Origin of the sequence: Streptococcus peroris ATCC 700780 (assembly GCF_000187585.1) — a bacterium.
Classification (GTDB): domain Bacteria; phylum Bacillota; class Bacilli; order Lactobacillales; family Streptococcaceae; genus Streptococcus; species Streptococcus peroris.
Map to the genome: position 1 here is coordinate 268,981 of NZ_GL732463.1, position 17,175 is coordinate 286,155.

The 17,175-nt window shown below is 40.0% G+C and carries 21 protein-coding genes; 18 read left to right on the forward strand and 3 right to left on the reverse strand.

The window, feature by feature from the left end; translation table 11 throughout:
• Positions 1-38: 38 nt before the first annotated feature.
• From HMPREF9180_RS03235 to groL, 18 genes are all read left to right on the forward strand, one after another.
• Positions 39-329 (forward strand): DUF4651 domain-containing protein, encoded by a 291-nt coding sequence (locus HMPREF9180_RS03235; protein ID WP_006144977.1) that lies wholly within the window; start codon positions 39-41, stop codon positions 327-329.
• Positions 326-643 carry a thioredoxin family protein gene (locus tag HMPREF9180_RS03240; RefSeq protein ID WP_006144978.1) on the forward strand — a complete coding sequence of 106 codons (318 nt, stop codon included), beginning with the start codon at positions 326-328 and terminating at the stop codon, positions 641-643. The genes HMPREF9180_RS03235 and HMPREF9180_RS03240 overlap by 4 nt, the downstream gene beginning before the upstream one ends.
• 9 nt (positions 644-652) lie before the next feature.
• Positions 653-1,303 (forward strand): YtpR family tRNA-binding protein, encoded by a 651-nt coding sequence (gene ytpR / locus HMPREF9180_RS03245; RefSeq protein WP_006144979.1) that lies wholly within the window; start codon positions 653-655, stop codon positions 1,301-1,303.
• A gap of 134 nt (positions 1,304-1,437) precedes the next feature.
• Positions 1,438-2,109, forward strand: a complete 672-nt coding sequence (locus HMPREF9180_RS03250; RefSeq protein WP_006144980.1) for a CPBP family intramembrane glutamic endopeptidase — start codon at positions 1,438-1,440, stop codon at positions 2,107-2,109.
• 274 nt (positions 2,110-2,383) lie between these two features.
• Positions 2,384-2,545 (forward strand): hypothetical protein, encoded by a 162-nt coding sequence (locus HMPREF9180_RS03255; protein WP_006155717.1) that lies wholly within the window; start codon positions 2,384-2,386, stop codon positions 2,543-2,545.
• Positions 2,546-2,767: 222 nt separating this feature from the next.
• Positions 2,768-3,529, forward strand: a complete 762-nt coding sequence (locus tag HMPREF9180_RS03260) for an SDR family oxidoreductase (protein WP_006144982.1) — start codon at positions 2,768-2,770, stop codon at positions 3,527-3,529.
• A 75-nt stretch (positions 3,530-3,604) separates the two neighbouring features.
• Entirely contained in the window at positions 3,605-4,000 is a 396-nt protein-coding gene (locus HMPREF9180_RS03265) for a single-stranded DNA-binding protein (RefSeq protein WP_006144984.1), read from the forward strand.
• A 229-nt stretch (positions 4,001-4,229) separates the two neighbouring features.
• Positions 4,230-5,174: a substrate-binding domain-containing protein gene (locus HMPREF9180_RS03270; protein WP_398577643.1), complete on the forward strand. Its 945-nt coding sequence runs from the start codon at positions 4,230-4,232 to the stop codon at positions 5,172-5,174.
• Positions 5,174-6,490, forward strand: coding sequence for a sensor histidine kinase (locus HMPREF9180_RS03275; RefSeq protein WP_004251849.1), 1,317 nt, complete (start codon positions 5,174-5,176; stop codon positions 6,488-6,490). Before HMPREF9180_RS03270 ends, HMPREF9180_RS03275 begins: the two co-directional genes overlap by 1 nt.
• 6 nt (positions 6,491-6,496) lie before the next feature.
• Positions 6,497-7,180 (forward strand): response regulator transcription factor, encoded by a 684-nt coding sequence (locus tag HMPREF9180_RS03280; RefSeq protein ID WP_004251853.1) that lies wholly within the window; start codon positions 6,497-6,499, stop codon positions 7,178-7,180.
• Positions 7,177-8,475: an ABC transporter substrate-binding protein gene (locus tag HMPREF9180_RS03285; RefSeq protein ID WP_004251854.1), complete on the forward strand. Its 1,299-nt coding sequence runs from the start codon at positions 7,177-7,179 to the stop codon at positions 8,473-8,475. Before HMPREF9180_RS03280 ends, HMPREF9180_RS03285 begins: the two co-directional genes overlap by 4 nt.
• A gap of 140 nt (positions 8,476-8,615) precedes the next feature.
• On the forward strand, positions 8,616-9,053 hold the full coding sequence (locus tag HMPREF9180_RS03290) for a PTS sugar transporter subunit IIA (protein WP_004251855.1): 438 nt from the start codon (positions 8,616-8,618) through the stop codon (positions 9,051-9,053).
• Between the two features lie 14 nt (positions 9,054-9,067).
• The gene (locus HMPREF9180_RS03295) at positions 9,068-9,562 is read left to right on the forward strand and encodes a PTS sugar transporter subunit IIB (RefSeq protein WP_000261775.1); all 495 of its coding nucleotides are present in this window, start codon (positions 9,068-9,070) and stop codon (positions 9,560-9,562) included.
• 57 nt (positions 9,563-9,619) lie between these two features.
• Positions 9,620-10,462, forward strand: a complete 843-nt coding sequence (locus tag HMPREF9180_RS03300; RefSeq protein WP_000156207.1) for a PTS mannose/fructose/sorbose/N-acetylgalactosamine transporter subunit IIC — start codon at positions 9,620-9,622, stop codon at positions 10,460-10,462.
• Positions 10,446-11,300 carry a PTS system mannose/fructose/sorbose family transporter subunit IID gene (locus HMPREF9180_RS03305; RefSeq protein WP_029689583.1) on the forward strand — a complete coding sequence of 285 codons (855 nt, stop codon included), beginning with the start codon at positions 10,446-10,448 and terminating at the stop codon, positions 11,298-11,300. Before HMPREF9180_RS03300 ends, HMPREF9180_RS03305 begins: the two co-directional genes overlap by 17 nt.
• A gap of 101 nt (positions 11,301-11,401) precedes the next feature.
• Positions 11,402-11,695 carry a hypothetical protein gene (locus HMPREF9180_RS03310; protein ID WP_000256768.1) on the forward strand — a complete coding sequence of 98 codons (294 nt, stop codon included), beginning with the start codon at positions 11,402-11,404 and terminating at the stop codon, positions 11,693-11,695.
• 137 nt (positions 11,696-11,832) lie between these two features.
• Positions 11,833-12,117, forward strand: a complete 285-nt coding sequence (groES, locus tag HMPREF9180_RS03315) for a co-chaperone GroES (RefSeq protein ID WP_006144994.1) — start codon at positions 11,833-11,835, stop codon at positions 12,115-12,117.
• A gap of 14 nt (positions 12,118-12,131) precedes the next feature.
• On the forward strand, positions 12,132-13,751 hold the full coding sequence (groL, locus tag HMPREF9180_RS03320; RefSeq protein ID WP_006144995.1) for a chaperonin GroEL: 1,620 nt from the start codon (positions 12,132-12,134) through the stop codon (positions 13,749-13,751).
• A gap of 99 nt (positions 13,752-13,850) precedes the next feature.
• On the opposite strand, the gene serS is transcribed toward groL, so the two are convergent.
• The 3 genes from serS to HMPREF9180_RS03335 all read right to left on the reverse strand — a co-directional run bounded on the left by serS (position 13,851) and on the right by HMPREF9180_RS03335 (position 17,078).
• Entirely contained in the window at positions 13,851-15,125 is a 1,275-nt protein-coding gene (gene serS / locus HMPREF9180_RS03325; protein WP_006144996.1) for a serine--tRNA ligase, read from the reverse strand.
• A gap of 214 nt (positions 15,126-15,339) precedes the next feature.
• Entirely contained in the window at positions 15,340-15,711 is a 372-nt protein-coding gene (locus HMPREF9180_RS03330; RefSeq protein ID WP_006144998.1) for a DUF956 family protein, read from the reverse strand.
• A 2-nt stretch (positions 15,712-15,713) separates the two neighbouring features.
• A complete protein-coding gene (locus HMPREF9180_RS03335) occupies positions 15,714-17,078 on the reverse strand; it encodes an aspartate kinase (RefSeq protein WP_006145000.1) in 1,365 nt (454 codons plus the stop codon).
• Positions 17,079-17,175 lie beyond the last annotated feature (97 nt).

The following is a 17,175-nucleotide window of genomic DNA, read 5'->3' on the forward strand; positions in this document are numbered from 1 at the left end:
TCATTGTTCCTTGAGCCTTTTTGTGTTACAATGTTAGCATGAAAACGAAAAATATTATTAAAACAGGTTTAGTCGTGGCAGGGCTTGGAGCACTTGCTTTTGGAGCTAAGAAAGTAGCTGATGATCACAAACTCATGAAGACGCAGGAAGAGTTGACTGCTATTGTGCGTGACTATTTCTCAGAAATGGGTGAGATTGGGACTCTCTATGTCCAAGTATACGAAAGTAGCCTAGAACGTCTTGTTGGTGGTGTCATTTTTGAAGATGGTCGTCACTATACCTTTGTCTATGAAGATGAAGATCTCTTCTACGAGGAGGAAGTCTTATGATTTCTCCTAAAAATATAGAAGAATTAGCAAATCTAGTAGAGCAGGATGGCAAGAAGGTCTTCCTTTTTGTTGCGGATTGGTGCGGCGACTGCCGTTATATCTATCCTGCCTTGCCAGAGATTGAGGAGGCAAATCCAGAGTTCACTTTTATACGGGTAGACCGAGATGAGTACATGGAACTTGCTAAACTTTGGGATGTATACGGGATTCCAAGTCTTGTTGTTTTAGACAAGGACAAGGAGATTGGACGTTTTGTCAATCGTGACCGTAAAACCAAGGGGCAAATCAATGACTTTTTAGCAAGTTTGAAATAGGAGAAAAGAATGATTTTTACATATAATAAAGAACATGTCGGCGATGTCCTGATGGTCATCGTGAAAAACAGTGGAGATGCCAAACTAGATGTTGAGCGTAAAGGTAATGTAGCGCGTGTTTTCCTAAAAGAAACTGGTGAGACTGTCGCTTGGAACATTTTTGAAGTTTCTAGCATGTTTGAGATCGCTGAGCGCGGGCAAGTCTTTTTAACTGACGAACAAGTAGCTCGTTTGAACCAAGAATTGCAGGCTCAAGGGTTTACTGAAGAGATTATTAATGACAAGGAACCGAAATTTGTGGTTGGTGAGATTGTAGAAATGGTTGCGCATCCAGATAGTGACCACCTCAATATCTGCCAAGTTGCTGTTGGGAATGATAAAACAGTACAAATCGTTGCTGGTGCTCCCAATGCACGTGTTGGTTTGAAAACCATTGTTGCTCTTCCTGGAGCCATGATGCCAAAAGGCAATCTCATTTTCCCAGGGGAACTTCGTGGGGAAAAGAGTTTTGGTATGATGTGTAGTCCTCGTGAACTTGCCTTGCCAAATGCTCCCCAAAAACGTGGTGTCATTGAATTGTCAGACGACCAGGTAGTTGGAACACCCTTTGACCCAGCTACACACTGGACTCGATTACCAACGACAACAGCGAATTGTTGAGTGTGTAACTTTGCTCGTGAAATCCTAGAAATCTTTTGGCGAAAGTTTTTTAAGTCTTGAATTGTGCACCTAGTTTGACAATTCAGGACAAATGAATAACCATGTCGCCCTACTAATGTTGAGGAGAAATATTTATGCCTGATTTTGCTAAAATAGATAAAAAGTCTGTATATACTACGATCATTGGTTTGTTTCTAATGGCAGTATTGTCTTTGACAAAGATAATACCTAAGCTTTCTTTGTCAGGTCTCACTGTACTGATTGGTATTCTCTTTTTCTTTGTTCTTGAACATTTTGATAAAAAATCACATATAGAATCAGGTTTGCGCTTTAAATCATTTTTCGATGATTTGAAAAAACAAGGGGTAATTCTTTTGGTCTTGCTTCCTGTAGGAACCGCTGCAGCAACTTTGATTATCGGCGATATGATATTTAAGGGCGCTTTTGCTAGTCATATTTTGGGAAGAACGGATGGTATGTTATCCTTCGATAAAATACCGCTTCTTATGGTTCAAATAGTAATCGCAGCCTTGGGGGAAGAAATTGCATGGAGAGGTTTCTTTCTTGGTAAGTCAATGAGAATTATACCATTTTGGCTTTGTGCCATTCTATCTTCTTTATTGTTCGCGATAGCCCATATTTCTAGTGGAAGCGTTGGGCTTGTAAGCTACGATATTTTCATGATTTTTGTTGATAGTATCATCTATGCAATGATTTATAAAAAGTCTGGGAATTGTTTGATTTCTACACTTTCTCATATTCTTGGAAATGCAACAGGAATTCTTTTGCTAATGATGTATAGCTAGACAGATTTTAATGTTATCTAGCTAATAAAGGATTTTCATTATAGGGAGGAAATGGTCACTATCAGCAAAAGAGGGCTAGATGACTTGATTTATAAAAGTAAGGAATCTTGCTAAAAACTTGAATAATAAAAAGCATTGTTTTGTACAGACCCCAAAAAGTTAGACAATTAATTTATCCAAAGGATTTAGTTCTGTATTGCACAAGACTGAGTCCTTTTGCTATCTTTATAAGTTTTACATGATTTACTTGTGGTTTATCCTCATAATTTCCATAATGGCTATCGGTATTTTATCCCTTGGAGTAGTAGCTGGTATGGGAGGAAAACTTACGTTTGGTTTCTTTGTTTTATCTTTTTTAGGTGTAGTTCTATTTAGTTTCTATATTTTTAGTATTCTAAAAGAGATAAAGGAATTAAAGCAAATAAAAGGTAAGTGAATAGATAGACGTAATCTAATTTGAATTGTCTTTATCTGGGCTATACATCCGTATCTTGAACAGGTTACTAAAAAGTTACTAAAATTTGAAAAATGAGTCTATTTTGAAAGATTCAAAAGTCCTAAAACCCTATTAAAACAAGGATATAAGATTTAAAAAGTGTATTCATGGAACTGTTTAATCACTAAAAGTGATTTATAATCTTTGACAGAGGGAAATAAGATGGCAAAAAATGTAGTCATTACAGGTGCAACATCAGGTATTGGTGAAGCCATTGCGCGTGCTTATCTAGAAAAAGGTGAGAATGTTGTACTCACAGGGCGTCGAACAGAAAGACTTGAGGTCCTAAAAAACGAGTTTGTAGAAGCCTTTCCGAATCAAAAAGTCTGGACCTTTCCGTTAGATGTAACAGATATGAGCATGGTAAAGACTGTTTGTTCAGAAATGCTAGAAATTGTAGGTCAGGTTGATATCTTGGTCAATAATGCTGGACTTGCTTTAGGCTTAGCTCCTTATCAGGACTATGAAGAGTTGGATATGTTGACCATGCTGGATACCAATGTCAAGGGTTTGATGGCAGTTACACGCTGTCTCTTGCCTTCCATGGTAGCAGCTAATCAAGGCCATATCATCAATATGGGATCTACTGCAGGGATTTTCGCATATGCGGGTGCAGCAGTCTATTCAGCAACCAAGGCTGCAGTCAAAACTTTTTCGGATGGCTTAAGGATTGATACCATTGCTACAGATATCAAGGTGACCACTATTCAACCTGGAATTGTAGAGACGGATTTTTCTAAGGTACGTTTTCATGGAGATGAAGCACGGGCTGCGACTGTTTACCAGGGGCTTGAGGCCTTGCAAGCGCAAGATATCGCTGATGCAGTAGTTTATGTGACCAGTCAACCACGTCGTGTACAAATCACAGATATGACAATCATGGCTAATCAACAAGCTACTGGGTTTACGATTCACAGAGATTAATATTATTTTAAAAAAAGTTACAAATGTTGTAACTTTTTTCGATTTCCTTCGAATAAGTAAGTAGGAGGATGAAAAATGTATAATAAAGTTATTATGATTGGACGTTTAACGTCTACACCAGAATTGCACAAAACCAACAACGACAAGTCTGTGGCTCGTGCGACGATTGCTATTAACCGTCGTTTCAAGGACCAGAATGGGGAACGCGAAGCTGACTTCATCAATATTGTTGTCTGGGGCAAACTGGCTGAAACCTTGGCTAGCTACGCGACTAAAGGCAGTCTCATTTCTGTCGATGGGGAGCTCCGTACCCGTAAGTTTGAGAAGAATGGTCAGACCAACTATGTGACCGAAGTTCTCGCTACAGGCTTCCAACTTTTGGAAAGTCGTGCTCAACGTGCTATGCGTGAAAATAATGCTGGTCAAGACTTAGCAGATCTGGTTTTGGAAGAGGAGGAGCTTCCTTTCTAGAATCAATTATAGAAAAAAGCTGGTTCGTTTATAGACTGGCTTTTTCTATTGTTTCTAGTTTTATTGTTCGGAAATTACTTCTTAAAATAGGTCAAATAAATGTCCTTGTACAATAAAATCAAGCATTTTTTTTGAAAAAGTAGTAGAATAAAGTAATATATATTCAAAATTTTCAGAAAAGGAATGAAATTTGAAGGAAAATAAAGAGAAAAAAGAATTGTTGAAATGGATGATAAAGCGTATATTACTGCTGATTCCAGTTGTCTGTATTCTCTTTTGGATTTTTGGCCGTTGTCAAACAAGTGGCATCAAGGATCAGACTAAAATTGGTGTAACCTATATGACCATGAACAATGAGTTCTATAAAAGTATTCATTCGGAAATTAGTCGAATTTCCGATGAAAGAGGAGCTCTTGTTTGCGTCCGAGATCCAGAATTGGATGAAGAAAGGCAGAGCCAGCAGATTGATGATTTTTGTGCTCAAAAAGTTGATGTGATTGTGATCAATCCGGTCAAGGGGGATAGCCAGTCCATTTTAACTGCTCTTGAAAAAGCTAGAAAACAAGGAATTAAAATCATTGCAGTCGATACCCAATTGAAAAATTTTAAGCCCGATGCAAGTATTGTATCTGATAACTACCAAGCGGGAGTAATGATTGCTAAAGAGCTCATGAAACGTTCTTCTAGCGCTCGAGTCCTCCTTTTGGAGCATAAAGGGACTGTCTCAGCAGATACGCGGATTCAGGGGTTTAAAGACACTATAGAGGGGCACAGTTCTTATCAGATTGTATCGGAACTAGAAACCAAGGGGCAAACGGAGATCGCCATGCCGGCTGTCCAGAATTTTTTACAATCAGGGATTGAAATTGATACCTTGGTTGCCTTAAATGACCGCTCGGCTATAGGAGCTTTAGCTGCAATTAAGGAGCAAGGAAATAGCCAGTCCATTGCAATTTATGGAATCGATGGCTCACCAGATATGAAATCCTTGTTGCACTCGACGGATGATGTAGTGGGAACCGTTGCTCAATCTCCCTTGAAGATGGGAGACCGTGTTATGGAAGTTATCCAAGATATTTCTGAAGGGAAGAGCTATACCAAAGAGGTGATCATTCCAGTTGAAATGATGACAAAGGAAAACATTGATCAGTTTGATGTGAATGGGTGGCAGTAATGAGAAAGTTTAGAGGTGTTCGATACAGTTTGGCCATTCTTATGGTCGTGAATTTTATTGCTGTTATGCTCAACAGCATCATCTATCTTCAAGCAACCAACTATATCATTGCTCAACGCCAAGCCTCTCTATTATTGGAGCGCCTAGAGCGTATTCCTTTTGCTCCATCTACGACTTTTTGGTTGTCAGCAATCTTATTTGCTGGGATTGCCTTAATCTCAATGAGTCGTTATAGACCTCAAACAAGTCGATGGTCCATTTTTGATAAGAGGAATCTTCTAGAGATTCTCCTGATGTTACTGTTGATGTGGGTTCAGAACATAGCTTATAACGGGCTCATTCTCTTGGTTTTTGCAGATATCTTCTATGGCTCCAAAGAGTTGAATACCAAGAGAGATCGGAAGTATTGGTTTGCCTTTATCCTAGTGAGCTTCTTGATGCTCCTTGTAACCAATTCAGACGTCTTTTCGCTTTTCTTCCCAATTCCTTCTCTTGATACCTATATTCATTTTTATCCTGAATCTATCCGTATTTTGGCCTTTTTCTTAAAGAATTCCCTCTACGCCTTGAATATGGTACTCTTCATTATTTCACTTTTATTTTATATCATGAATGTCCTTGCGGAAAACCATGAAGTTGAACAAGAGCTGGCCATGGTGTCCAAGGTTAATACCGAGTTGAACAACTATATGGCCTTATCTGAGAAGATTGCAGAGGATCGGGAGCGCAAGCGGATTGCTCGGGAGATTCACGATACCTTGGGACACGCGTTAACAGGGATTTCAGCAGGTTTAGATGCTGTCGGGGTCTTGATTGATATCAATCCAAGTCGTGCCAAAGAGCAGGTAAAAAACGTATCAGAAGTCGTCCGTGAAGGAATCCAGGATGTGAGAGGCTCTCTCAATCGCCTTCGTCCAGGAGCCCTTGAGGAGCGAACTCTCAAAGATGCTTTAGAAAAGACAATCCGCGAGTACCAAATTCTTTCAAACTTGCAAGTTGATCTCAACTATGAATGGATCGATGTCGATATGGACGTCATGATTGAAGATACAATCTTTCGTGTGATACAAGAGTCTATGACTAATGCGGTTCGCCACGGTCATGCCAGCCACATGGACCTCCATTTTTTTGAGGACGAAGAAGATTACATGATTGAGTTGCAGGATAATGGAGTTGGGTTTGAAACCTTGACCTATGGCTACGGACTCAAACAGATGATGGAGCGTATTTCAATTCTAGGAGGCCAGCTTCAATTTGAAAGTCGCGATGGATTTTTCACACGTGTTAGTTTACCAAAATATAAAGAAGGGAGATAATAGATGATGATAAAAGTAATGGTGGCGGATGACCAGTCCTTGATTCGAGAATCTCTGAAAATTATTTTGTCGGCCTACTCAGATATTGAAGTGGTAGCCACAGTGGAAGATGGGAATCATGTCTTGTCTAGCATTCCACACTCGCATCCGGATTTAATCTTAATGGATATTCGGATGCCAGGCATGGATGGGGTTTTGGCTACAAAAGAAGTAAAAGAGCACTATCCGGATATCAAAATTATTATTTTAACAACCTTTGACGATGATGAATTTATCTATAGTGCGCTCAAGTATGGTGCTTCAGGGTATCTCTTAAAAGGAGCCTCGACAGAGGAGCTTTATGAAGCTATTAAGGTGGTGCATCAGGGAGGAGCAATGATCAACCCTGATATCGCAAGCAAGGTCTTTCAAATTTTCTCGCAAATGGCCAAATCAAATTTCTCTATTGCTGTGGATGAGGATAACGTTAAGGATTTGAGCACGACGGAATGGCGCATTATCCAAGAGATTGGCTATGGTGAGTCAAATAAAGAGATTGCGGCTAAACTCTTCTTATCAGAAGGAACTGTTCGTAATTACTTATCAACGATTTTGTCGAAATTAAACCTAAGAGATCGAACGCAATTAGCGATTTGGTCAGTCCAAACAGGAGTGACCCGACGTGATTTTTCAAAAGGAAATACGGAATGAAATTGAAGCGAAAGCAACTTTGTTTAGGGATTTGTCTCCTTTTTATGCTCTCTTTGAGTGCTGGTTTTTATTGGTGGAAACAGCAACCGACCGTCCTTCATATAGGAGTTTATGCAGGCTCTAGTTGGGATGTACCGACCAGTCAACGTTCTCATGCATTGGATCTTGCGATCCAAAAATTTGAAAAGTCCCATCCTAATGTCCGTGTGGAATATGAAAATGGAATTCCGCAGTCGGAATATTCAAACTGGCTCTCAGAAAAAATTGTATCAGGAAAGACCCCTGATGTGTTTATGGTTTCTGAGAAAGATTTGTCCTTATTGGCGGCACGTGGCGTTTTAGAAAAGTTAAACGGCTATATGAATAAAGAAGACCAAGTTGCTTTTTATCCTGTTGCATTTGAATCAGGTGTTTATCAGGGGCAAACCTATGCCTTGCCATATGAAAGTAATCCTATTTTGATGTGTGTCAATAAAGATTTGCTGGATAAAGAAGGCATTGAGGTTCCCAAAGAAGGTTGGAGCTTGGAAGAGTTCTATACAATTTGTAAAAAACTAACCAAAGATACCAATGGAGATGGTCAATTGGATCAGTTTGGGAGTACAGAATACACCTGGAAAGAAGCTTTGGCAGCAAATGGGGGTAGTCTCTTTCAAGGTGGGATGCTCAAACTTACGGCTCCAGAAGTCAAAGAATCTTTGACTTTTCTGCAAAAATTGGAAGAGTTAAATAAAAATTATAAGGTGAGTTCCAAAGATTTTGACCAGGGGAAAGTAGCGTTTTACCCCATGACTTTGGCTCAATATAGGACTTATAAACCTTATCCCTATCATGTTTCCAAATATTCAAACTTCACCTGGACCTGTATTCCTATGCCTGCTAAGTCAAAAACCACTAAGGCGACCTTGGTTACGACGACTTCTTTTGCCATGTCTGCTCGGACTCCTCATTCAAAGTTGGCTTGGGAGTTGATGCAAGTGTTGACAGAGGATCCAGAAATCCAACAAACTCTTTTTGCTGAATCTCAAGGGATTTCTGTCATTCCTGATGTAGTCAAGAGTCGTTCTAGTAAAGACCTTCTGCAAGTGGATGATTTTGGGGCAGATTCCTTAACCAATCAGACCTTGAACCGAATCATGGAACAAGCTGTAGAAAGTAGTCCCAAGAATGTCTCGAAAGAAGTGTTAGAAAAACTGGACTACTTGATTGGCAATGCCTTGCGCAATCAAGATGTTGAGAACCGCCTGCCGCAAATTCAAAGGGAGATTGAAAGTAGTCTCCAGGTAGGATTTTAAAGAAAAAAAGATGACATCGTGTCAAGTGACAGATGTCATTTTTTTTATTGCTAAATGTCATGTTTATAATGTGACATTTGACAATGTAAAAACGCTTTCAAATAATCTACAATAGAGTCAAATAAAGGAGGCGTAGCAAAATGAAATACCTCATTTTAGTCAGTCATGGAGGATTGGCAGAAGGCCTAAAAACATCACTAGCTATGTTTGCTGGTGATAAGATGAACCAGGTCATTGCAGTTGGACTCAAAGAAGGAAAGTCGGTCGATGATTTTGCAGTTGATTTTAGAGAAAGCATTTCAGAATTGACAGCAGATGATTCTGTACTGGTCTTGGCAGATATTGTAGGCGGTAGTCCACTAACCACAGCAGCAACTGTCCTAGAAGAAGTTGGGAAGCTAGATGAAGCTTTGATCCTTGGTGGAATGAACCTCACCATGGCCTTGACAGCAGTTGTGATGAAGGATGTGTTGGATGGAGACGATTTGTCAGCCACCATCTTATCAGAAGCACGATCTGCACTACAGCCTTTTGAAGTTTCAGCCACTAGTGCTGAAGAAGATGATGACGATATTTAATAGGGAGGTACCTTATGGTAGTAACATTTGTACGGATTGATGACCGCATGATTCACGGTCAAACAGTCACACGCTGGGCAAAAGAAAAACCATGTGATGGTTTGATTGCCGTAAACGATGCAGCAGCATCAAACAAGGTTTTGATCCAAGCTTACAAAGGCGCATCAGACAAAAAAACCTTTGTATGGACAAAAGAAGCATTTAAAGAAAAATCAGCAAAAGTAACAGAATCAGATAGTCGTTACTTCTTGATCACCAAAAATCCAATCGATATGAAGGAAATTTTGGTGGACCAAGGTTTTGTTCCAGGGGATGTTAAAGAAATCATCGTAGGCCCTGCAAATGATCGTCCTGGTGCAGTGAAATTGGGTAATAACCAATCCATCACACAGGAAGAAGCAGAAGCCTTCCAAGCAATTCAAGCAGCAGGCTATAAGGTGAAATTCCAGTTGTTGCCTGATGTTTCGATTGGTTACTGGGATGATTTCAAATCTAAATTTGGTTTTTAAACCTAACAATTTTATTAATTAGGTAAATAAATTTACAAACAAAAAGGAGCGTTTGTTATGACAATTTCATGGATTCAAGCAATCTTGCTTGCAGTTTTCGCCAGCTTGTCTTCAATGCCTGGTATGGGAGGTTCCAGTATCGGGAACTATACACTCGGTCGTCCCTTGATTGGTGGGTTGATCTCAGGTTTAATTCTTGGAGATGTGACAACCGGTATTATGGTAGGGGTTGCCCTTCAAGTCGTTTATATCGCCTTGGTAACACCTGGTGGAACCGTATCTGCGGATGTTCGTGCCATTTCTTATATCGGTGTTCCTCTTGCTATCTTGTTTGTGCATGCAAATCACATCACAGATGAAGCTGGAATTGCAGCAGCTGCAGCCCCAATCGGTGCGGCCGTTGGGACAATCGGTACTGTTCTTTTCTACGGAACAGCTACCATGAACTTGCTTTGGCAACACATTGGTTGGAAAGCCGTTGAAGAAGGAAACTTCAAAAAACTCTACGCAGTTGACTGGGTTTACCCATGGATCTCTCACTTCCTCTTCTCTTTCCTTCCAACTATGATTATCACTAAATATGGTGAAAACATGGTTGATTTGATGAAACTTTACCTTCCTATGGATGGTTTCTGGATGAAAGCTCTCTTTACAGTCGGAGCTCTTCTCCCATGTGTCGGTATTGCTATCTTGTTGAAACAAATTGTTACAAAAGCAACTGACTTCATTCCATTCTTTGTTGGATTTACCTTGGCTAAATCTCTCGGCTTGAACTTGGTAGCGAGTGCGGTTGTTTCATTGATCTTTGCAGTAATCTACTATGAACTTGAAGTAATCAAATCTATGAAAGCTGTTCCAGCTGGGGCTGTTTACGTAGACGATGATGAGGAGGATATTTAAAATGGCTGATAGAAAGAAAATTTCAAAGAAAACATTAGCAAAAGCATTTCATCATTGGTATTATGGTCATTTGACTTGTTTCTCTCAAGAACACATGCAAACCTTTGGGTACTTGACTTCTATGCTTCCAATCGTAGAAGAAATGTATGATACAAAAGAAGAACAAAAAGATGCTATGCAAACCTATACTGCTTTCTTCAATACTGAACCGCAACTTGGATCTCTTGTTGTAGGGATTACAGCTGGTTTGGAAGAAGCACGTGCAAATGGAGATGCAGTAGATGGTGAAACCATCAATGGGATGCGTGCCGGTTTGATGGGACCAATCGCTGGTATTGGTGACTCTTTGATCGTTGGTACCTTGATTCCAGTTCTTTTGGGGATTGCACTTGGTCTTTCTAAAGGTGGTAACGTCGCTGGTGCTATCTTCTACATCGTCGTATGGAACTTCCTAGTCTACTTTGGTATGCGCTTTGCCTTCTTCAAAGGATATCAATTAGGGGATAAAGCCGTTGAATTCCTAGTAGGACCAAAAGGACAAGCTCTTCGTAAAGCAATCAGCGTTGTCGGTGGTATGGTTATTGGTGCCGTAGCAGCGACTTGGGTCTCTGTTACAACAGCACTCGAATTCAAAAATGCTAATGGAGAAGCCTTCCTTAAAATTCAAGAAAAGATTGATGGTGTTTATCCAGGTCTCTTGACAGCAACCTTCATCACTATTTGCTGGTGGTTGATGTCTAAGAAAAAAGTTTCACCAAACAAAGTCATGTTAATTCTAGTTGTTGTTGCCTTAATTGGTGTTGCTCTAGGTATCTTTGACCCACATCTTAATTACTAAGGTCAAGAGAACCCAATATTTACTAGTAAAAATTTTGAGAATGAAGTAGACTAATCTCCTTCTCTTACACTTCATTCTCAATTTTTATCAGGAGGATTTTCATGGTTACAAAACAAGAACTTGTTAATGGATATGAAACAGAAATTAAGTATCAACGCCACATGCTTGAAAATTTGGGTCGTTGGTTCAGTTTGCTCTTTATCACTGCTAGTATTGGTGTGGTATTGATTTATCTTTTTCATAAAACCTTCCTCCCACTCTTAATTTTCGGAATTTTACTTGCCTTGATTGGAATATTAGGAATGGTGGTTTTTGGATATGGTATCTACCGCGGGCGGATCAATCTCCAAAAGGTTATCGATGATTTCAATCAAAAGTTGACGATTCTCAATTAATATTAAAGGAACATCTCTTTCATTTTTGAGGTGTTTTTTCCTTGACTATTTCTGACCAAGTGATACAATAGAATCATAAGTTAGCACTCTAACATTAAGAGTGCTAAAATGAATGAATAGGAACTGGAGGAAAACAGATGTTGAAACCATTAGGAGACCGAGTGGTCTTAAAGATTGAAGAAAAAGAACAAACTGTTGGGGGATTTGTCCTTGCAGGATCAGCCCAAGAAAAAACAAAAACAGCTAAAGTAGTAGCTATTGGACAAGGTGTTCGTACCTTGAGCGGTGAACTAGTTGCTCCAAGTGTAAAAGTTGGAGATCAAGTTTTAGTGGAAGCCCATGCAGGTATTGATGTCAAAGATGGTGATGAAAAATACATCATCGTAGGCGAAGCTAATATCTTAGCAATTGTAGAAGAATAGAAAGAGGTATTCAAATGTCAAAAGAAATTAAATTTTCATCTGATGCACGTTCAGCAATGGTTCGTGGTGTTGATACATTGGCCGATACAGTCAAAGTAACCTTAGGTCCTAAAGGTCGTAACGTCGTTCTTGAAAAATCATTCGGTTCACCATTGATTACCAATGATGGTGTAACAATCGCCAAAGAAATTGAACTAGAAGACCATTTTGAAAACATGGGTGCCAAATTGGTATCAGAAGTAGCTTCTAAGACCAACGATATCGCTGGTGACGGGACAACTACTGCAACAGTTTTGACTCAGGCTATCGTTCGTGAAGGAATTAAAAACGTCACTGCCGGTGCAAATCCAATCGGTATTCGTCGTGGGATTGAAGCTGCGGTTGCAGCAGCTGTCGAAAATTTGAAAGACACTGCAATTCCAGTAGCCAACAAAGAAGCCATCGCTCAAGTTGCAGCAGTATCTTCTCGCTCTGAAAAAGTTGGTGAGTATATTTCTGAAGCCATGGAAAAAGTTGGTAAAGATGGTGTTATTACAATTGAAGAATCACGTGGTATGGCTACGGAACTTGAAGTTGTCGAAGGGATGCAATTTGATCGCGGTTATTTGTCACAATACATGGTGACTGATAACGAAAAGATGGTAGCAGAACTTGAAAATCCATACATTTTAATCACCGATAAGAAAATTTCAAATATCCAAGAAGTGTTACCATTATTGGAAAGTATTCTTCAAAGTAGCCGTCCACTCCTAATCATTGCTGATGATGTAGATGGTGAAGCCCTCCCAACACTTGTTTTGAATAAAATTCGTGGTACTTTCAATGTTGTTGCTGTCAAAGCTCCAGGATTTGGTGATCGGCGCAAAGCCATGTTGGAAGATATTGCCATCTTAACTGGCGGTACCGTCATTACAGAAGATCTTGGTCTTGAGTTGAAGGATGCTACTATAGAAGCGCTTGGTCAAGCAGCTAAAGTCACTGTTGAAAAAGACAGTACAGTAATTGTTGAGGGTGCAGGAAATTCTGAAGCCATTGCCAACCGTGTCGCAGTCATCAAGTCCCAAATCGAAACAACAACATCAGAATTTGATCGTGAAAAACTCCAAGAACGTTTGGCAAAATTGTCTGGTGGAGTTGCTGTTATTAAGGTTGGTGCCGCAACAGAAACTGAATTGAAAGAAATGAAACTTCGTATCGAAGACGCGCTTAATGCCACTCGTGCAGCTGTAGAAGAAGGAATCGTTGCTGGAGGTGGTACAGCCCTTGTCAATGTGATTCCAGCGGTTGCTAATTTGGAATTGACTGGAGATGAAGCTACAGGACGTAATATTGTTCTCCGTGCCTTAGAAGAACCAGTCCGTCAAATTGCTCATAATGCTGGTTATGAAGGTTCCATTGTCATTGATCGCCTAAAGAATGCTGAAGCAGGTACAGGATTTAATGCTGCCACAGGAGAATGGGTCAATATGATTGAAGCAGGAATTATTGATCCAGTTAAGGTTAGCCGTTCAGCATTACAAAATGCTGCATCAGTAGCAAGCTTGATTTTAACAACCGAAGCAGTTGTTGCTAATAAACCAGAACCAGCTGCTCCAGCGCCAGCGATGGATCCATCAATGATGGGTGGTTATTAGAAAAACCAAAAAGGTAGGAATTTAGAATTCCTACCTTTTTAATCTGAACTAGAATCTTGTCAGTTCATAAAAAAGAGGAAGAATCTCTTCCTCTTTTTCTTATGGTCTAATTACATCAACGCCACCCATGTATGGACGAAGAACTTCAGGGATGGTCACAGAACCATCTTCGTTTTGATAATTTTCAAGAATAGCTGCAACCGTACGTCCAACTGCAAGCCCAGATCCGTTCAAGGTATGAAGAAGTTTAACCTTGCCATCAGCTTCATCACGATAGCGGATTTGCGCACGACGAGCTTGGAAGTCTTCTGTATTTGAACAGCTAGAGATTTCACGATAAGTGTTTTGAGCTGGAATCCAAACTTCCAAGTCATAAGTCTTAGCAGCAGAGAATCCCATATCTCCAGTTGAAAGAGCTACTACTCGGTAAGGAAGATTGAGTTTTTGGAGGATATTTTCGGCATTGCCAACCATTTTTTCCAATTCATCATATGATTCTTCTGGTTTGGCAAACTTCACCATTTCAACCTTATGGAATTGGTGCAAACGGATCAAGCCACGAGTATCACGACCGGCTGAACCAGCTTCTGAACGGAATGATGGGCTCATAGCTGTAAAGTAGATTGGTAAGTCTTTTCCATCAAGAATTTCATCACGATAGTAGTTTGTTAAGGGTACTTCAGCAGTAGGGATAAGGACATAATTTGTATCGCTTAGTTCAAAGGTATCTTCTTTAAATTTTGGATATTGCCCTGTACCAAACATAGAATCATGGTTGACCATGTATGGAGGGATGACTTCTGTATAGCCTTCTTTTGCGTGTTCATCTAACATGAAGTTGTAGATGGCACGTTCTAGTTTTGCACCGAGCCCTTTATAGAAGAGGAAGCGAGCTCCGGTAACTTTCGCACCGCGTTCCCAGTCTAGTATGCCTAGGGCTTCTCCTAAGTCCCAGTGAGCTTTAACGTCAAAGCTGAAATCACGAGGAGTTCCCCAACGGCGAACTTCGACATTGTCATTTTCATCAGCTCCAACGGGCACGCTATCAGCAGGAATATTTGGAAGAGTGGTGGTAAATTCTGTTAACTTAGCATCGATTTCTGTCAATTCTGCATCTAATGATTTGATGTCAGCAGAGAGAGCTTGCATGGCAGTGATTTTATCATCCGCATTTTCTTTATTGCGTTTAGCTTGGGCAATTTCGGCAGAAACGGTGTTACGTTCAGATTTAAGTGTTTCAACCTTAACCAAGATGTCTCGACGTTTGGCATCGATTTCTTTCATCTCATTCAAAGTAGCAGCGGCTACCCCACGTGTAGCCAGTTTTTTAGCGACAGTATCAAAATCTGTGCGGATTCGTTTGATATCTAACATAAGAACTCCTTTATGATAAAAAGCACACCTGTTAAAGCGTTGGAGTGGCAGGGCCACGGTTCCATCCAACTTCACAGATGTGCACTTGATTATGTATGTAATTGAGAATAACGGTAGAATTTCACCTATCCCTCCTATCTGCTCGCAACAACCGCAGACTTTCTGAAAGAAGGGGATAACCTACTTATCCGTTGTTATGATTATACTAAAGTTTCTATTTTTTTGCAAATAGATTTTTAATTTTTTGACCGATGATTTGGATGAGAGTAGGAAGTTTGACAACTTTATCATTGCCTAGCTTTTCACGAGCAATTTTAAGAATTTTTCCAGAATCTTTTGAGGCGAAGAGAAATTTTCCTTGGTCTGTAAAAACTTCAAAATGACGACTAACCTTACGACCCGAAACATTGGCACCGATTTGATTAACACTAGACCATGGGATTTGGATGTAATCTTCAACATTTCGGTCTGAGTAAAATTCTAGTGCCTGATCTCCAACAAGGAACTTTCCAACTTTTCCTTGTATAGAGAGGTAAGAAGTTCCAGTAGTTTGTAGGTCAATGACCTTGTTGAGAGATTGTGCCATGTTTAATCTTCCTTACTTTCACCGAAAAAGGCTTGGTAGAGAGCTTTGATAGCAGCCTTTTCTTGATCCTTATGGACCACGAACATGATGGAAACTTCACTAGAACCTTGGGACATCATCTGGATATTGATCTTGTTTTCAGATAGGGCACGAGTTGCAGTGGCTGTGACCCCGATATGACTCTTCATTTTTTCACCCACAATCATGATGATTGAGAGATCGTGTTCAATTTCAGCGTGGTCCACTTCGGCTTTTTGGACCAATTGACGAATGATTTCTTCCTCTTTGATAGGAGTCAGTTCGCGTGAACGTAAAATAACAGAAAGGTCATCGATACCAGTTGGCATATGTTCCCAACCAATATTTAAATCTTCGAGAATTTGAAGTACTTTACGACCAAAACCAATTTCGCGGTTCATCAGATACTTAGACACATTGATGCTGACAAAGCCAGAGTCGCCAGCAATTCCAACTACCGGGAATTTATCGCTACTATGTTGAAGTACAATTCGAGTACCTGGGTGGTCAGGATTATTGGTATTTTTGATAACGAGAGGAATCTTTCCGCGGTAGGCTGGAAGGAGTGCTTCGTCATGAAGTACAGAGAATCCAGCATAGGCTAGTTCCCGCATTTCACGGTAAGTTAATTCAGGAATTGAGTGTGGTTCGTGAATAATACCAGGATGTGCTGCAAAAATCCCATTGACATCTGTAAAGTTTTCGTAAAGGTCTGCTTTGACACCTGCAGCAATGATGGAACCTGTGATATCAGATCCTCCACGGGAGAAGGTACAGATTTGATTATCTTTGGTTACACCAAAGAATCCAGGAATAACAAGGACTTCTGTGCCATTATTGAGTTCTTCAATTTTATCATAGCTTGAAGGAATGATGCGAGCATTACCAGGTTCACTGGTAACAACAATACCAGCTTCTCGTGGATGAACGTAGCGAGCCTCTAATCCATTTTGGTTAAAGTAAGCTGCAATGAGTTTTGCATTATTATTTTCCCCTGCAGCAAGGAAGGTATCGTAAAGAAATTCATTATTTTCAATTGGGAGGGTAGCGAGAGCACGGATACTTTTAGAAATTCGTTCTAAAACAGCTGGTTTAAGTCCTAGTTCGCTAACCATGGCTGCATAACGATCGATAATCCAATTTTGGCTAACACTGATATCGTTGCCTGCAACATAATCACGATAATATTTAATCAAAGCATCCGTAACCTTGGTATCTTCAGCATTACGTTTTCCTGGTGCAGATACAACTACAAAACGACGTTCAGGGTCACTTTTTACAATGTTTAAAACCTTTTTTAACTGGCTTGCAGAGGCAAGTGAACTTCCTCCAAATTTTACAACCTTCATAAGTACTCCTAAGATAGTATTTTATACGATTATAGCAGAAAGAAGGTCTTTTTTCAATCTGGAATAGGGAAGGCCACATCTTCTTTGAGGTCTTGAC

Bases quoted from the DNA above. Each gene is read 5' to 3' on its own strand.
- HMPREF9180_RS03235 (WP_006144977.1), top strand. From the start codon at position 39: ATGAAAACGAAAAATATTATTAAAACAGGTTTAGTCGTGGCAGGGCTT.
- HMPREF9180_RS03240 (WP_006144978.1), top strand. From the start codon at position 326: ATGATTTCTCCTAAAAATATAGAAGAATTAGCAAATCTAGTAGAGCAG.
- ytpR (WP_006144979.1), top strand. From the start codon at position 653: ATGATTTTTACATATAATAAAGAACATGTCGGCGATGTCCTGATGGTC.
- HMPREF9180_RS03250 (WP_006144980.1), top strand. From the start codon at position 1,438: ATGCCTGATTTTGCTAAAATAGATAAAAAGTCTGTATATACTACGATC.
- HMPREF9180_RS03255 (WP_006155717.1), top strand. From the start codon at position 2,384: ATGGCTATCGGTATTTTATCCCTTGGAGTAGTAGCTGGTATGGGAGGA.
- HMPREF9180_RS03260 (WP_006144982.1), top strand. From the start codon at position 2,768: ATGGCAAAAAATGTAGTCATTACAGGTGCAACATCAGGTATTGGTGAA.
- HMPREF9180_RS03265 (WP_006144984.1), top strand. From the start codon at position 3,605: ATGTATAATAAAGTTATTATGATTGGACGTTTAACGTCTACACCAGAA.
- HMPREF9180_RS03270 (WP_398577643.1), top strand. From the start codon at position 4,230: ATGATAAAGCGTATATTACTGCTGATTCCAGTTGTCTGTATTCTCTTT.
- HMPREF9180_RS03275 (WP_004251849.1), top strand. From the start codon at position 5,174: ATGAGAAAGTTTAGAGGTGTTCGATACAGTTTGGCCATTCTTATGGTC.
- HMPREF9180_RS03280 (WP_004251853.1), top strand. From the start codon at position 6,497: ATGATAAAAGTAATGGTGGCGGATGACCAGTCCTTGATTCGAGAATCT.
- HMPREF9180_RS03285 (WP_004251854.1), top strand. From the start codon at position 7,177: ATGAAATTGAAGCGAAAGCAACTTTGTTTAGGGATTTGTCTCCTTTTT.
- HMPREF9180_RS03290 (WP_004251855.1), top strand. From the start codon at position 8,616: ATGAAATACCTCATTTTAGTCAGTCATGGAGGATTGGCAGAAGGCCTA.
- HMPREF9180_RS03295 (WP_000261775.1), top strand. From the start codon at position 9,068: ATGGTAGTAACATTTGTACGGATTGATGACCGCATGATTCACGGTCAA.
- HMPREF9180_RS03300 (WP_000156207.1), top strand. From the start codon at position 9,620: ATGACAATTTCATGGATTCAAGCAATCTTGCTTGCAGTTTTCGCCAGC.
- HMPREF9180_RS03305 (WP_029689583.1), top strand. From the start codon at position 10,446: ATGAGGAGGATATTTAAAATGGCTGATAGAAAGAAAATTTCAAAGAAA.
- HMPREF9180_RS03310 (WP_000256768.1), top strand. From the start codon at position 11,402: ATGGTTACAAAACAAGAACTTGTTAATGGATATGAAACAGAAATTAAG.
- groES (WP_006144994.1), top strand. From the start codon at position 11,833: ATGTTGAAACCATTAGGAGACCGAGTGGTCTTAAAGATTGAAGAAAAA.
- groL (WP_006144995.1), top strand. From the start codon at position 12,132: ATGTCAAAAGAAATTAAATTTTCATCTGATGCACGTTCAGCAATGGTT.
- serS (WP_006144996.1), bottom strand. From the start codon at position 15,125: ATGTTAGATATCAAACGAATCCGCACAGATTTTGATACTGTCGCTAAA.
- HMPREF9180_RS03330 (WP_006144998.1), bottom strand. From the start codon at position 15,711: ATGGCACAATCTCTCAACAAGGTCATTGACCTACAAACTACTGGAACT.
- HMPREF9180_RS03335 (WP_006145000.1), bottom strand. From the start codon at position 17,078: ATGAAGGTTGTAAAATTTGGAGGAAGTTCACTTGCCTCTGCAAGCCAG.